17 protein-coding genes and 1 tRNA gene are annotated in these 13,901 nt (G+C 44.7%); 5 read left to right on the plus strand and 13 right to left on the minus strand.

Annotated features, from left to right (window positions below; all coding sequences use genetic code 11):
- Positions 1 to 35: 35 nt before the first annotated feature.
- The 12 genes from AB1763_08690 to AB1763_08745 form a co-directional block, all read right to left on the minus strand.
- Complete coding sequence (locus AB1763_08690) at positions 36 to 1,235, minus strand: hypothetical protein (GenBank protein MEW5832901.1); 1,200 nt, start codon at positions 1,233 to 1,235, stop codon at positions 36 to 38.
- Positions 1,204 to 2,178: a zonular occludens toxin domain-containing protein gene (locus AB1763_08695; GenBank protein ID MEW5832902.1), complete on the minus strand. Its 975-nt coding sequence runs from the start codon at positions 2,176 to 2,178 to the stop codon at positions 1,204 to 1,206. Before AB1763_08695 ends, AB1763_08690 begins: the two co-directional genes overlap by 32 nt.
- Before the next feature lies 1 nt (position 2,179).
- Positions 2,180 to 2,650, minus strand: a complete 471-nt coding sequence (locus AB1763_08700; GenBank protein ID MEW5832903.1) for a hypothetical protein — start codon at positions 2,648 to 2,650, stop codon at positions 2,180 to 2,182.
- The gene (locus AB1763_08705; GenBank protein ID MEW5832904.1) at positions 2,651 to 4,525 is read right to left on the minus strand and encodes a hypothetical protein; all 1,875 of its coding nucleotides are present in this window, start codon (positions 4,523 to 4,525) and stop codon (positions 2,651 to 2,653) included.
- Between the two features lie 121 nt (positions 4,526 to 4,646).
- Positions 4,647 to 5,066: a hypothetical protein gene (locus AB1763_08710; protein ID MEW5832905.1), complete on the minus strand. Its 420-nt coding sequence runs from the start codon at positions 5,064 to 5,066 to the stop codon at positions 4,647 to 4,649.
- A gap of 182 nt (positions 5,067 to 5,248) precedes the next feature.
- Positions 5,249 to 5,428: a hypothetical protein gene (locus AB1763_08715; protein ID MEW5832906.1), complete on the minus strand. Its 180-nt coding sequence runs from the start codon at positions 5,426 to 5,428 to the stop codon at positions 5,249 to 5,251.
- Between the two features lie 73 nt (positions 5,429 to 5,501).
- On the minus strand, positions 5,502 to 5,834 hold the full coding sequence (locus AB1763_08720; protein MEW5832907.1) for a hypothetical protein: 333 nt from the start codon (positions 5,832 to 5,834) through the stop codon (positions 5,502 to 5,504).
- Between the two features lie 115 nt (positions 5,835 to 5,949).
- Complete coding sequence (locus tag AB1763_08725; GenBank protein ID MEW5832908.1) at positions 5,950 to 6,210, minus strand: hypothetical protein; 261 nt, start codon at positions 6,208 to 6,210, stop codon at positions 5,950 to 5,952.
- Positions 6,207 to 6,482 (minus strand): hypothetical protein, encoded by a 276-nt coding sequence (locus AB1763_08730; GenBank protein ID MEW5832909.1) that lies wholly within the window; start codon positions 6,480 to 6,482, stop codon positions 6,207 to 6,209. Before AB1763_08730 ends, AB1763_08725 begins: the two co-directional genes overlap by 4 nt.
- A 315-nt stretch (positions 6,483 to 6,797) precedes the next feature.
- Entirely contained in the window at positions 6,798 to 6,989 is a 192-nt protein-coding gene (locus tag AB1763_08735) for a hypothetical protein (protein ID MEW5832910.1), read from the minus strand.
- Between the two features lie 255 nt (positions 6,990 to 7,244).
- A complete protein-coding gene (locus AB1763_08740) occupies positions 7,245 to 7,928 on the minus strand; it encodes a helix-turn-helix domain-containing protein (GenBank protein MEW5832911.1) in 684 nt (227 codons plus the stop codon).
- The gene (locus AB1763_08745) at positions 7,909 to 8,139 is read right to left on the minus strand and encodes a hypothetical protein (GenBank protein MEW5832912.1); all 231 of its coding nucleotides are present in this window, start codon (positions 8,137 to 8,139) and stop codon (positions 7,909 to 7,911) included. Before AB1763_08745 ends, AB1763_08740 begins: the two co-directional genes overlap by 20 nt.
- Before the next feature lie 182 nt (positions 8,140 to 8,321).
- Between AB1763_08745 and AB1763_08750 the strand changes: the two genes are divergently transcribed.
- The 5 genes from AB1763_08750 to AB1763_08770 all read left to right on the plus strand — a co-directional run bounded on the left by AB1763_08750 (position 8,322) and on the right by AB1763_08770 (position 12,463).
- A complete protein-coding gene (locus AB1763_08750; GenBank protein MEW5832913.1) occupies positions 8,322 to 9,374 on the plus strand; it encodes a substrate-binding domain-containing protein in 1,053 nt (350 codons plus the stop codon).
- Positions 9,371 to 11,419, plus strand: coding sequence for an EAL domain-containing protein (locus AB1763_08755; GenBank protein MEW5832914.1), 2,049 nt, complete (start codon positions 9,371 to 9,373; stop codon positions 11,417 to 11,419). The genes AB1763_08750 and AB1763_08755 overlap by 4 nt, the downstream gene beginning before the upstream one ends.
- Before the next feature lie 10 nt (positions 11,420 to 11,429).
- Positions 11,430 to 11,636, plus strand: a complete 207-nt coding sequence (locus AB1763_08760) for a hypothetical protein (GenBank protein MEW5832915.1) — start codon at positions 11,430 to 11,432, stop codon at positions 11,634 to 11,636.
- A 95-nt stretch (positions 11,637 to 11,731) separates the two neighbouring features.
- Positions 11,732 to 12,283: a response regulator gene (locus AB1763_08765; protein MEW5832916.1), complete on the plus strand. Its 552-nt coding sequence runs from the start codon at positions 11,732 to 11,734 to the stop codon at positions 12,281 to 12,283.
- Positions 12,284 to 12,388: 105 nt separating this feature from the next.
- A tRNA-Glu gene (locus tag AB1763_08770) sits at positions 12,389 to 12,463 on the plus strand.
- 153 nt (positions 12,464 to 12,616) lie between these two features.
- On the opposite strand, the gene AB1763_08775 is transcribed toward AB1763_08770, so the two are convergent.
- Positions 12,617 to 13,897 (minus strand): hemolysin family protein, encoded by a 1,281-nt coding sequence (locus AB1763_08775; protein ID MEW5832917.1) that lies wholly within the window; start codon positions 13,895 to 13,897, stop codon positions 12,617 to 12,619.
- Positions 13,898 to 13,901: the final 4 nt, after the last annotated feature.

Genomic DNA, 13,901 nt, shown 5'->3' on the forward strand with positions numbered 1-13,901 from the left:
AATTTTTCAACCTGGCCGAATCACGATTAAATATTTTAAAAAACTTCGATAGAAACATTGAAAAACTCCTTCTTATCCGTTTTTGACTTTTGAGTAAAAATATCACCGATCAGGGGTATGTCTTCGAGGAAAGGAATAGACTGGGTATCGTTCAAAAGGGAATCTTTCGAAATACCAGCGAGCAAAACAATATCCCCCTTTTTGACGCTGAATTTGTTTGAAATAGTATTTTCGGAAGTTGTCGGAAGATCACCCGAGGAAAGAACACCGCCGACGGATAAAGTAAAGTCCAAATAAACAATATCGCCGACAATAGTAGGGACGGCAACGACCTTAAAGCCTATATCGCGATATTTGAATTTTCGGCTTTGATTCGTTCCATTGTCAGTAGTGAGCGCGAAATCCTCATCAAGAAAAGGAAGCGAAACAACCTTTTTAAAATCGAGCTTTTCCGAATCGCTGATAATGTAGCTGGATGATTGATTAATATTCGTTGCGCCAGTAGAGGAAAGCAGTTTTAAAGACGATTTGAAAGAAGCAACAGCATCACCCGTTAATAATGCGCCATCTTGACCAAAAAGCGAGAAATCGAAGGAGACGGAAGGAGTAAATCCAACGTCGCGAATTTTCTCGTTATTCGTATCGAAAATAGTGATTTTCAGAGTAACCTGATCTTTTTTAATATCAATCTCTTTTAACTGATCGATGATCTTGGGAATAACTTTTTTGGTCTGATCGGTAACTTTGAAAATAATGGTTTTTGAAACGGAAGAATACGAATAAGGAACCCCCGAAAATTCAAGGAGCGGACGGACGTTTTCAACCTGCAAAAATTTCAATTTGTAAGACTCAAAAGAGAATTTGTAATCCGTGATGTTACGATCCAATGAAGTCGAAGCCGAAGCGACTGGAACAAGAGCGGGAGGAGGGGATAAAGTTGAAACCGATGAAGATGATGAAGAAGAATTATCAGAATTCAAAGGACGAACATAATAAACGCCTTCACTTTGGGTGATCGTCAAATTATTCGCAGTAAGAACAGATTTGAAAAGCGGTAAATAGGTCGATTGACGATACACCGAGGGAAAATCAACTTTAAGAGCCTTCGGAACGTCAGAAGCAAGAACAATAGATATTTTGTCGTGCTTTTGAACGATAAAAGCGAGATCGGCAAGCGTGATAGACTGAGCGTAAAGAGAAACACTAATCAGAATCGGAAACAGAAAGCGAAACATTGAAAACCCCTTTAATGAAATCAACGTGATTAGGATATTCGCGAAGGAAAACACCCTCGGAAATTTGTGAAGTAGTGAGCGGATAAACGCCAAACTCTTTTTGCTTTACGTTCAGATCAGCCAATGAAACAGATTGACCGAGATAAGAACAATCAAAACCCACACAAGCGACCGTAACCGTCCCTAAAGTAGGATCAACAACAGAACGAACAGAAGATGAAGAATCGGACGAAGTAGAGTTAGAATCGGAACCCATAGACGAGGTGACATAAGCAAAAATAGAAAAAACAACAAAAGCAAAAAAGAGAGCCAAAAAAACGAATTTGTAAATTACCTTTTTCGGTTTTTCATTTGCACCCGACTTGTAAAGAGCGAAAATATTAGGATCAGGTTTTAGCGAAATGGTATCGATTACCTCTCCCTTATACATGTTGAATGTACCATATCGCTTGTATTTTAAAGAATTTGTAGTGCGAAGGGACGGGGGAACCGCTTTAAAGAAAAGATCACCGTTTTCCTTATACTCGGAAAGAATACGGCGAGGAACCTGAGCGATCAGAATAATATCATGGTGTAAATGGCGATGAAACTCCACCCACCACAAAAGAACGTCGTTTTTTTTACTAAAAAAGGTTTGTGACTCGTCCCAAACAATCAGACAGTTAAAAAGATTCATCGAACGCGCCAGTTCGATAATTTCGTCCTTCGACTTACCCTGAATATCCAACAAACGAAGCTGGGAAAGCTGAGAAATCAAAGTATTAGGAACAAAAGGAAAGCCCTTGTTCGGGAAACGATCAAATTTAAACTCATGTATGTTCGTATAAAAGAGATCCTTTTTACCGTATCGATCCGATTTATCATTCAAAAAGGTTTCATAGATCGTATATACAGCCTTGTAAGACTTACCCGATCCGGGGACACCGAAATCACATTCAAGCATATCAAGCCGCCGTTATACCGTCGATGGTGACACGGTAAAAATTAAGCAGTTTCCAATGCACGTTAAGAATAACATTGTAAAGAATCTTTAAAAGCCGAAACGTGAGAGCCGAAGCGATGAAAGGAAAAGCGGCATTAAATCCCTGAACAAAACCCGTAGAATTCAAAAGAAGATACAAAGGCTGTAAAATGGGCGAAGCCGAAGCAGAGGTTTGCATATTTTGCATCTTTTCCAAAAACGCAGAAATGAGGTTATAGGCGGATACGATGGAATCGATCATAAAGTAAAAAAAGGCGATCAGGATCACAATGTAGGCAATGATAGCAACGATCAAACCGACATAAAGAACTTTACGCGACGCAAGGCGAATATTCGAGAGCATAGACGCCGAATTAGAAAAAGTAGTGAACTTCGAGAACCACAGAAGAAAAGAAGTAATACCGTTAAGAACTAAAGTAAAAAACTGAACCATTTAGAAACCTCCTATAAAAATCGCAATCGCGAAAGCCATGCCGCCAAGAGTCAAGACGGAAGAAACGATAGGACTGAACTGCTGGGTAGAATTAACAAGCGGAGGGCAAAGATCGACATGTTTTCCATGAAAATCAAAAGCCAAAGAATCACCACATGAACCAGGAGGAATAGGGGGAGGATTCCAACCGCCCTGAATCATAGAAAGAGTATTATCGAAAACCGTTTTTGTACTGGTAATCTGATCGTTAATATTTTGAAAAAGCTCCGCAGATTCATCGGCCAGCTCGGTAATAGGATTAGAGTCAAACGGGATAAAATCGGGAGTAGAAGGCAACGAATACGAAGGCATGACAGCATTAATAATCGTCGATGGGTCTTGCGCCGAAATCAAATCGGGACTGGACGAAGAAATAGGATAAGGCGACGGATCAGACGCGGAAGTAGAAACGGGAGGCGTAGAGGGGGAAACCTCCAAAGTTCCGCTTACTTTCGTAGGCGTAACAACGAGATCTGGAACGGAAAACTTGGTCGTAACCGTAGTCGTTTCACCCGTAGGAGCCAAAGAAGTCGAAGAAAGCGTACCAACACGGGTAGCTGTATTGATTCTGTACTGATCCGTAACCTGAGAACCATCGGGATAAGTACGAGCAGTATTATAGACAACGACGGGATCAGCACCATCATAAGTAGTCGTTTTTGTAGTAGTTTGCGGAACATGAGCGATGACAGACGGGGAAGGGGAATCAGGCATAAACTGCGAAAGATCGAAAGTCTGTTTAACGGGTTTCGTAGTGGTGCCGACTTCGGGTAAAAGGGATTCGAGTTTGGTAGCGCTAGCGGCAGCGTTAATATTATTGTAACGATCAATAATCGAGTAATCGATTACGGGATCGCCCGTCGTTTTGGTAGGAATAAACGCAGGATCAATTTTCGTATATGCAGGATCAGCCGTAATCTCAGGAGCACGGGACGGACCCGTACCCGATGAATTTGTAATTTCGGGAACGGGTTTGGGAGTAATAGGAACCGTAGGAGCCGAATTACCAGCCGCAATCTGTTCAGGAGATGGCAATTTGGGAAGCCCGACGTGATAATCGGGCATATTATTTGAACCGCCGAAATAGGGGAGTTTTTGGAGCTGGGCGATCATAGCCATATTCGCCATTTTTTTAAGTGCTGGAGCCTTAAAAAAGATCGAAGCCAAAGGAATAAAATTTAGAGCAGTCGAAATAATTTCACCCGTAACATCAGCAGGGGTTCCGCACTTTGTAATCGCCGTTACTTCACCGCCTAAGACGATACCCGATCCACCAAAAAAAGACGCACCATAGCTAGTACCACCTACCTGCTGAGTCCCAATACTCATAAAAGTCCCACCAGCTTTAGAACAGCCTACGGGATCATTATCAAATGAAGATAGACCAAAATGAGGTAAACCGCAAATATTTAAATTATTAGCCGAAGTGCCAACAGGACAAGAAGAAACAACCTTTAGAGAGTATTTATCACCGTACTGATTACAATAAGACGAATTCGTAGGACTAACAGCCCAGTATTTACCATTCCAAAAAGTTTGTTTAGAGTTAAGAGTTGTAAAACAAGTAGACCAAGTATCGGTAGGAGCTTGTTCAGTACAATCAGGATTCTGATTCTGAGCGAAATGAACGTTTAAAGCGGGATTCGGAGTTACCGACGTATCCAAAGCGTACAAAACACCGCACGGATTATCCCCAGCATAAAGCAAAGAGGACACAAACAAAGAAGAAAACAAAAATATTTTACGCTTCGCGATACCGCGCAGATGGAGCGCGGGACGATTTTGTTTAATCCCGCTAAAGCGGACAAAATCGTTTTTATTAACAAACAGTTCCATGATTACACCCTGAAAAGACTTAATACGGCAAAATAGCCCGAAAGAAGAAAGCCCCAATAAACACCAAACGAAAAGAAATAGTTAAAGACTGGATCAGAGGACACGACAAAAACTTCCATAATCAACCCCTATGACGTGAAATATTTAAAACCGCGTAGATCAAACCGAAAGCGAAAAGAAAACCCACCAATACGCCGAAAAGAGCCATTAAAGAGTTATAGTCACGCTGATTAATGCCAAGAGAGTTCGTAACAACAGACCAATCTATAAGATACGATTGATCCCGCAAGCGGAGAAGATCGGAAACCGTTAAACCGCTGTTCGAAACACATTCGAGGGTAGGAGTTCCAAGATCACGACAATTAAAGACTATCGACGAGCTCAGAGATGAAAAGCCAAGATCGTTAAAGGTTTGCAGAGGATAGCGATGAAGCAAAAAGTTAGAGGCGTTTTGTTCATAGTCGTTAAAGGTGATACCCTGAACAGTAACAGAGCCGTGCAGAAAGGCGCAAAGGGAAAGAAACAAAAGAATTTTTTTCACTTTAAACCTCCTAGCGAATCAGGGAAATGGCTTTAAAAATGCCCCAGTAAACGGCAAAGGAAACAAGAGCAGAGCCGAAAAGTAATCCAACATCGTCAGCGTAGATAACGGGAAGAAGCATTAAAATCCTTTTTGTGCTTAGGTAGGGATATTCGGGATCACTACCTAAGCCGCGAAGCGTGTTAAACGCGGATGAGTCCGATGGCTTTTTTGATAGCCCACATAATGGAATGAGCGACGATAACCGCACCCGCAACAGTTTCGAAATCAGTCGTAGAAAGAGTAGGAGCCGTCAGCGCAGCCGAAGCCTGAGTACCCAAAAATGCAAGACCGAGAGAAAGGAAAGAAAGAACCTTTTTCATAGGAACCCCCAAAATTTATTTTGGGACTTACACGGCGGTGACCTTAAAGGGATCGGTGCCGATGCCCAAAGACCTACGCCAGTTTAAAAGTAGCTCCCTGATCGGGAACGAGCGAAAGCGTAACGTGCTGATTGATTAGTGCGTTATATTTTGAAACTTCGATGGGGAGAAGATCATCCGAAGTTGCGATTTGAATGAGCTGGGAACGCTTTGCGTGTGAAACAATTTCAACACCGTTAATCGTTTGCTTGTTCAGATACGGAACTGTAAAGTTCAGGATAACGCGGGCAGGGTAGGGATTACCGTTAAAGACACCCCCCTTTTTGAAATCGACACCCTCGAGAGTACCGATCATATACAGACCGTGAAAATCACGGATATTCTCTTTTTTGACTTCCTGAGACATATTGACCCCTTTAAATTTTGAATTTCAGGGGGCAGTTTAAAGAAAAGAAATTAGACGAAAATATATAACAGACATTCACACAAAACGACGCAATATAAAAGACGAAAAAAGACTTTTACGACGTTTCGCAACCGCTGTTTTGATCCAAATTAAAAGCACGATCCAAAAAATCTATATCATCGATGAAATTCATACAAGAACGTAAAAAATCGGAGCGATTGTAAGAAATGCCCCGATCAGTACAAAACTGTTTAACAAAATCTTCACGGCGTAGAAAATCAGAATATTCGAGATCGGAAAGCCGAAAACGAATATAGTTTGAACGGGGAGAATCGGCCGTCAAAGGACGACCGAGATTAGGCTGAGTCACGTTCATTTAATCCTCCTTCTTTTTATACGACGATTCATAGAACGAAAAATAGAAGGTTCGCCTAATACATAAAAAAAATGTTTAATAATTTCCATACCAAGAGAATATGCAGCAACACGTCTTAAATTTTGTTCTTTGTCAATATAACTTTCAGAAAGCAACTTAGAAACATGAACATGACGAAAAAATAAACTGTCAAATTCCTCCTGGGCAATACTTTTAAAAAGTAAATACCTTTTATGATTACGATATATTTCAAAAGGATTTAAAAAAAACATTTTAACCCCCTAATAATCATTATGTAAACGACAATTAGGATTAAATTCACCGTCGTCACCATTATAAGTAGCACCACGGGAACCATCATAACTATAAAAACTAATAGTGTAACGACTAAAATAATGCGGATCATCGATTGAATCAATTAATACGCCAAAATTTATAAGCTCATCAAAAGAAATCAAATAGATGCGACGATTAAATTTTTTGAACTTTTGATTTTAATAAGTGAGGCACGAACAGAAGAATTACGACCAGCACCAAGAGCAGAACGAAGAAACGAATCAGTTTCAGGAAAAAGGAATTTACTCATTTTAAGCCTTTAATTTTTTATGATCTTCGATAGCAACGGACATTAAAGCAACTAATAGAGAAGCGAAAGAAACATTGTTTTCTTTCGCAACTGAAGAAAAATCATTTTTTAAATCGATAGGACAACGAAACGTAAGCTGTATTTTTTCAGATTTCTTACGACAACGCAAAAGAGCATTAGATAGATCAGACATGTGAAACTCCTTTTTAGACATGATGAATCCCCTCAAACGATTTGTTGAAAATCAAAGTATCAAGCGCCGAACGAATGAGAGCTGAAACGGATACCTTTTGATATTCAGCAACTTTTACAAGGTAATCATGTTGCTTTTTTTGAAAGCTGAAACGTACAAATAAGCTTTTTATCGATAACGATTGACTGCTCAGGATGATCTGAAACATCATCGAAAAGAGACGGTGTATAAGAAAACTTAGACATATAAAACTCCTTAAAAGCCTAATGACTCATAAACCCCAAAGACGTCAAATCCAGCAGGGAAATTATTGACCGCAGAGCGGCGAGCAAATGTTTCGTAAGCGTAAAGCGTTTTTTTATGACGCTTGTTTTTTTCGTCCAACAAGGAAGCACGAATCTGAGCACGATAGGCGAAGGGGTTTTTGACACGAGAAGATTTACATACGAAATCTAGAAAATTCTCAATGTGAGGAAAACGATGATCCGAAAAATCATCGACAATCTCAACATAAGATACATTCTCTCTCTCAGTATTATTTTTTACTTCTCTCTTTTTTATTAAATCAGGGGATTTTCCGCTGACGGTTTTTCCGCTGGCGGTTTTTCCCCTAACGGTATCCGTCGGGGGATTTTCCCCTAACGGTAAAGGAACGTCAGAAATGGTGTAAATCATAGAGCCGAAATTACCTTTTTTATTATTCTGCCTACGATCAAGATAACCATGTTTTTCGAGTTCTTTAAGCGCAGATTTAACGCTATCTTCACCGTCTTTAGACTCTTTGGCAATACGATCAGCAGAAAAAGCCCAGTTGTCAGGTTTGGAAATCAAATAGAGATACAAACCTTTAGCCTTGAGACTTATTTTCTCATCGTTGATAATATGATTCGGGGTTATGGTAAAATTGTTACTGTAAGATTTACGCAGTTGTGCAGACATCGTCGAACTCCTGTAATAAATCTTTAGCACGTTTAACTACCAGCGCCGTTTTGTATCGAGCACGAGACGATGGTAATTGATTTACGATTAGTTCAAGATCGGATCGAGAAAGAAAGAAACGATCCTGAACGCCTATTGCTTTAAACCGACGAACGAAATGCTTAACATCTACGTTTAAGCCAGAAAAGAAAAAATCCACCGATACACTCATGAATAACCTTTAAAGCGTAAGGCGTAAACTAGCGCATATACGGGAATCCGTAGCCCCTTCCTCTCAATATAATATATATTATGTTAACCATTAAAAATTCTCTCTTGCGTTTCCGCTATATCGATTAAGTTAACCTGTGCAATGATACGCCACTTTAACGCATGTGTACGCCGAGGAAATAGATGAGGCCAGCCGGACCGAAGACTTTGTTCGTCATTGTGATCGCCCTGCTCGCCGGTGTGATGTTTATCGTAACGGCTCCGAACGAGCGACCCGGGCTCACGGCGGCTCCGTCCGTTTCCGGCGACACGGGATCGTCCGCCTTTGATCACAACCGTTCCAACCATTTGGTGTATCTGGTTTCCGATACCCGGATTCCGTACTGGAGAATCATGGCGCGCGGTATTGAAAACGCGGCCGAGGGCTACGGTTACGCCCTGAGCGTCTACGATGCCCGAAACGACCCCAAAAAAGAGCTTGAGTTCACCGCCCGCGCGATTCGGGAAAAAGCGACCGGGATTGTCGTCTCCCCTACTACCTCCTCGGCCTGTACCACGATTCTCAAGCTGGCCGAAAAAGCGGGGATACCCGTCGTGATCGCCGATATCGGTACGGACGGCGGGCAATACGTCTCCTACATCGCTTCGGACAACAAAACGGGTGCCTACCGCATCGGACAGGTTTTAACCCGTGCCCTCAAAGCATCAGGACGGCAAGGCGGACGTGTCGGAATTATCGCCATACCCCAAAAAAGGCTAAACGGTCAGGCACGCACGGCCGGATTCATGCAGGCTCTTGAAGAAGCGGGATACAAAGGTGCGGGGATCAAACAGCAATCGACCTTTTCGTATCAGGAGACCTACGATTACACGCAAGAGCTGATTGCCCGAACGCCCGATCTTCGTGCCGTCTGGCTGCAAGGTTCGGACCGCTACCGCGGTGCGCTCGACGCGATCGCCGATGCCGGAAAGAAAAACGAAATCCTCCTCGTGACGTTTGACGCCGAACCCGAATTTCTGCGGTTGATACCTGAAGGGGTCCTGTTAGGATCGGCGATGCAGCAGCCCTATCTGATGGGGCGGGAAGCCGTCGCGACGCTGGACCGGCATTTGCGGGGTTATCCGGTCGAAAAAAATCGCCTCCTCCCCGTTTTGGCCGTATCGGCCGACAACATCGCCCAAGAGCTCCCGACCATCCGTCGTAACGTCCTGGGAATCGAAGGAGAATCCGAATGAACCGGCTGAAACTCCATTTTTCCCGTTATTCGTTCTACGTGATTTTGGGCGTTATCATCGTCTCCACCGTCGTCACCGTGATGTCGGTCCACGCAGCCTACAGTTACCGAACCATCAAAAACGGCAAAATCGCCGACATGCAGGAAAATTCGCGCCTCACCGTCGCCGCGCTGCACAAAAACGTCGCCGGGATGATGGCCGCTTACGCCGTCAACGACTACGAAACGCTGCTTCGGAACGAAATGGACCGCCGTGACAACTACGCGGTGATCGTCGAAGACTACAATATGGGAAAAATCCTCGGAAAGGAGAGTTATCGGACGGGCCAGATCCGCGACAACGCATGGAATGCGATCGATTTCGATCCCGACAATCCCGAACACCTCAAAGCCCTATCCGATGCCTATTCCTCGGAAAGCCACGATGTCCTGACCCCGCAGGGCAAAAAAATCGGGACCATCACCGTCTATCTCTCCGACCGTACACTTAACGAAGCATTCCGCCGGCTCATCGTCGATACACTCATCAATACCCTCGTCATTTCGGTTTTTTTGATCGTCCTGCTGTTTATTACGATCCGCCTTTTCGTTCTTAAACCCCTTTCAGACATCATCTCAACGATCGATGAGGGGAACGCACAGGGTATCCCGCTCAAACCCGTCCCCGGAGAAGGATCCCGTGAAATTTTCGCCCTCGCGGACAAAATGAACCGGATGATCGATACCATCAAAAATTCCCAAAAGGCGCTGCAGCATCAGGCAACCCACGATACCCTCACGGGACTTGCCAACCGCACCCTGTTCGACGACCGTCTCGAACAGGGGATACTCAAGGCCAAACGCAACCATACACGGCTCGCCCTGCTCTTCATTGACCTGGACCATTTCAAAGAGATCAACGACTCGATGGGGCACAAGGTCGGGGACAAAGCGCTCAAAATCGTCACCCGCAGGCTTGAAAAAACAATCCGCGAAGAAGACACCCTGGCACGGCTGGGGGGAGACGAATTCACCGTCATTCTCGAAGGGATACACGAACCCCAGGACGCGTCGCTGCTGGCCGAAAAAATTCTAAAAGCCCTCTCCGAGCCGATGACGATCGAGAACCGTGTTTTCTACAGCGGCTGCAGCATCGGCATCAGCCTCTATCCCGACAACGGCGATTTGCCCGACGACCTGCTCAAATACGCCGATGCGGCGATGTACAACGCCAAAAATGAAGGGCGCAATACGTTCCAGTACTACAGCACCGAAATGACCGAACGTGCGCTTGAGCGCGTCGTGATGGAGACCAACCTCCGCGAAGGGCTTAAAAAGGGGGAATTCGTCGTCCACTACCAGCCTCAGGTTGACGGCCGCAACGGCACGGTCATCGGCATGGAGGCGCTGGTACGGTGGCAAAGCCCCGAATACGGGCTCGTATCTCCGGCCAAATTCATCCCCATCGCCGAATCGAGCGGCCTGATCGTCGAGCTGGACCGTCACGTGATGAAAACGGCGATGATTCAGATAGAAAGCTGGTATTCGGCAGGCTTCAATCCGGGTGTCATGGCGATGAACCTGGCGGCCAAACAGCTCCAGCAAAAGGACTTTTTCGATTATCTCGAAAACCTGATTGCCGAAACGGGGTGCAGACCCGAATGGATCGAGCTCGAAGTGACCGAAAGCCAGATTATGATCCATCCCGAAGAAGCGATCCGGATCCTCTCCCGACTCAGCGACATCGGGGTGCAACTGGCGGTAGACGATTTCGGAACGGGGTATTCGTCCCTCTCCTATCTCAAAAAATTTCCGATCAACAAACTCAAAATCGACCGTACCTTTGTTCAGGACCTGCCGCACGACGAAGAAGATGCCGCGATCACCAAAGCGATCGTCGCCCTTGCGCGCAACCTGAACCTTTCGGTCCTTGCCGAAGGGGTTGAAACCGTCGAGCAGCAGGCATTCTTGATCGAAAACGGATGCGACCGTATCCAGGGATACCTCTATTCCAAACCGCTCCCTGCCAAGGAGATCGAAGCGCTTCTTTCAAAGACGTTAGGGTAAACTTGCGCTTATGGATACACGTAAAGAACAGCTCATTACCGACATTGAAAACCTTCTCAACCGCTACGAGGGGATAAAACCCACCCACATCGACCCGAAACTGCTTCGTTTCATGGACGAAACCACCCTCCTTCACATCATCGACTCCCTGTTGCGACAGCAGGAAAAAACCAACGAAACGAATATCGAATGGCTGGAACAATTTAAAAAATATTAAAAGTTTTTTTAAGGCAATGCTAAAAAATATTACCTATAATACCAACAATAAAACACAATGATATTTTTTAACATATCATAATCCAAGGAGATTTCATGTCCTCTAACGTCGATTTGATCCAACTGACCGAACAAACCAAAAAGCTGACCGCACTCGTCGTCGAAGACGAAGTTGTCGCCAACGATCTGCTGAGTTCGACTTTCAAAAACTTTTTCGGCGAAGTGACTTCGGCCTATAATGGCGTAGAAGCGCTTCGTATGTACGAAAAAGTGAATCCAGACATCGTTTTCGTCGACATCATCATGCCCGAGATCGACGGTATCGAGCTGGCACGCCGCATCCGTGCGATCAACCCCAACCAGATCATCATCGTCATTTCGGCTAGCAACGACATCCAGAAAATCTCCGAGTCGATCGAGGTAGGCGTCAACAGCTTTATCCAAAAACCGATCGACACCAAAAAAATCCTCGAAATGCTTCAGAACATCGCGTCGCTAGTTTCCAAACGGAAAAAAATCGAGACCAAAACCTTCTCGATCTCTCTGCCGCTTGACATCTACGAGCTGGTTGACGAAAACGCGAAAGCCGAAAGCATTTCCAAAAACGCCGTCATCATCCGCGCCCTTCGCTCTTTCTACAACAACTGATTGCCTCTCCCCTCTTCCGGGGAAAAACCGATTGATTTAGCTTTTTTTCAGAATTAAAAAACTATAATTTCGGCTCAGGTTCATCCTGCTTCTTCTTTTTAAAGTGGCCCCATCATCTAATGGTTAGGATTCCAGATTTTCATTCTGGCCATAGGGGTTCGAATCCCCTTGGGGTCACCACTTTAAACTCCCTAATTTACATACTTTCAAGATACTTTTAGATTTAACGGACGACCATTGCGGTAATTACTCTCATTTGATCGATATTATTGAAGTCGTAAAGCAGAGCCGGTCCTGTCTATGCAAGACAGGACCGCAAGCATTGAAGAGATTCTAAGCGATTTTTTTGCAAAGAAGTTTTTTGATCCGTTTATTGTTGATCTCCAAAATTTCATAGGAGTACATGCCGTCCTCCACAAAATCGCCGACTTCGGGCAGGCGTCCGATCAGATTGAAAACCCGTCCTCCGATGGTGACGGAGTGTTCCGCTTCATCAAAATCGATCCCCAAAATCTCTTCGACCTTTTCGAGATTGACCATGCCGTCAAACTCGAAGGTATGCTCATCGATCTGGCGGATCATTTCGTTTTTCGAATCATGTTCGTCGCTCGTATCGCCGACGATCTCTTCGAGAATATCTTCCATCGTCAACAATCCCGACGTTCCGCCGTACTCGTCGACGACCAGTGCGATATGGATCCGTTCTTTGTTCATTTTGCTGAGGATGTCGGCGACCGAAGCGTTTTCGGGGACCATGATAATGGGCCGGACAAACTGCGACATATCGACGATCTGCTGTTTCAGGGCGTTGTTGAGCAAATCGCGTGTGTGGATCATGCCGCTGATATTGTCCTTGCCGCCGTGACAGTACGGATAGCGGGTATAGCGTGTCGTCGTGATAAGGGCTACGTTCTCCTCGAATGACTTTTCGGAATTGATGCACACCATATCTTTTCGGGGGGTCATGATCTCTTTGGCGACGGTTTCGGAAAAGTCGACCGCGTTTTTGATGATTTCGCTCTCTACCGAATCGATATACCCCCCTTTGAAACTCTCATTGACGATGATGCGGATTTCTTCTTCGGAATGTGCCATTTCATGTTCGGATGAAGGGGCGATGCCGATTCTTTTCAGAAAAAAAGCGGCGACGATATCGAAAAAGCGGATCAACGGATAAAACAGTATCCAGAAAAGATACAGCGGTCTGGCGATAATCAGCGCCATTGTTTCGGCTTTGGCGATCGCGACCGATTTCGGGACCAGTTCTCCGAATACGACGTGTAAAAAGGTAATGACGGTAAACGCGATTGCGAAACTGACGGTATGCAACAAAACCGGGTTGTCACCGAAAAAGTGATTGAACGTCGGCTCTATCAGCCTTGCCAATGCCGGCTCCCCGATCCACCCCAATGCGAGCGACGAAAGGGTGATTCCCAGTTGGGTAGCGCTCAGGTAGGTGTCGAGCGAATTGGACATTTTAAGCGCGAGCGAAGCGTTTGGTTTTCCGTGTTTGGCCATCTCTTCAAGTTTACTTCGTCTTACTTTGACAATGGCAAACTCGGAGAGGACAAAAAAACCGTTAAGTAGAACTAAAAACAGTGCTGCAACAAGCATTGCA

This window comes from Campylobacterota bacterium (assembly GCA_040752835.1).
Lineage (GTDB): Bacteria > Campylobacterota > Campylobacteria > Campylobacterales > Sulfurimonadaceae > Sulfuricurvum.

Coding starts and splice junctions, on each gene's coding strand:
- AB1763_08715 (MEW5832906.1), bottom strand. CDS start 5,428: ATGAAAAAGGTTCTTTCTTTCCTTTCTCTCGGTCTTGCATTTTTGGGT.
- AB1763_08695 (MEW5832902.1), bottom strand. CDS start 2,178: ATGCTTGAATGTGATTTCGGTGTCCCCGGATCGGGTAAGTCTTACAAG.
- AB1763_08745 (MEW5832912.1), bottom strand. CDS start 8,139: ATGAGTGTATCGGTGGATTTTTTCTTTTCTGGCTTAAACGTAGATGTT.
- AB1763_08740 (MEW5832911.1), bottom strand. CDS start 7,928: ATGTCTGCACAACTGCGTAAATCTTACAGTAACAATTTTACCATAACC.
- AB1763_08735 (MEW5832910.1), bottom strand. CDS start 6,989: ATGTCTGATCTATCTAATGCTCTTTTGCGTTGTCGTAAGAAATCTGAA.
- AB1763_08690 (MEW5832901.1), bottom strand. CDS start 1,235: ATGTTTCGCTTTCTGTTTCCGATTCTGATTAGTGTTTCTCTTTACGCT.
- AB1763_08775 (MEW5832917.1), bottom strand. CDS start 13,897: ATGCTTGTTGCAGCACTGTTTTTAGTTCTACTTAACGGTTTTTTTGTC.
- AB1763_08720 (MEW5832907.1), bottom strand. CDS start 5,834: ATGTCTCAGGAAGTCAAAAAAGAGAATATCCGTGATTTTCACGGTCTG.
- AB1763_08705 (MEW5832904.1), bottom strand. CDS start 4,525: ATGGAACTGTTTGTTAATAAAAACGATTTTGTCCGCTTTAGCGGGATT.
- AB1763_08730 (MEW5832909.1), bottom strand. CDS start 6,482: ATGTTTTTTTTAAATCCTTTTGAAATATATCGTAATCATAAAAGGTAT.
- AB1763_08725 (MEW5832908.1), bottom strand. CDS start 6,210: ATGAACGTGACTCAGCCTAATCTCGGTCGTCCTTTGACGGCCGATTCT.
- AB1763_08755 (MEW5832914.1), top strand. CDS start 9,371: ATGAACCGGCTGAAACTCCATTTTTCCCGTTATTCGTTCTACGTGATT.
- AB1763_08765 (MEW5832916.1), top strand. CDS start 11,732: ATGTCCTCTAACGTCGATTTGATCCAACTGACCGAACAAACCAAAAAG.
- AB1763_08760 (MEW5832915.1), top strand. CDS start 11,430: ATGGATACACGTAAAGAACAGCTCATTACCGACATTGAAAACCTTCTC.
- AB1763_08700 (MEW5832903.1), bottom strand. CDS start 2,650: ATGGTTCAGTTTTTTACTTTAGTTCTTAACGGTATTACTTCTTTTCTT.
- AB1763_08750 (MEW5832913.1), top strand. CDS start 8,322: ATGAGGCCAGCCGGACCGAAGACTTTGTTCGTCATTGTGATCGCCCTG.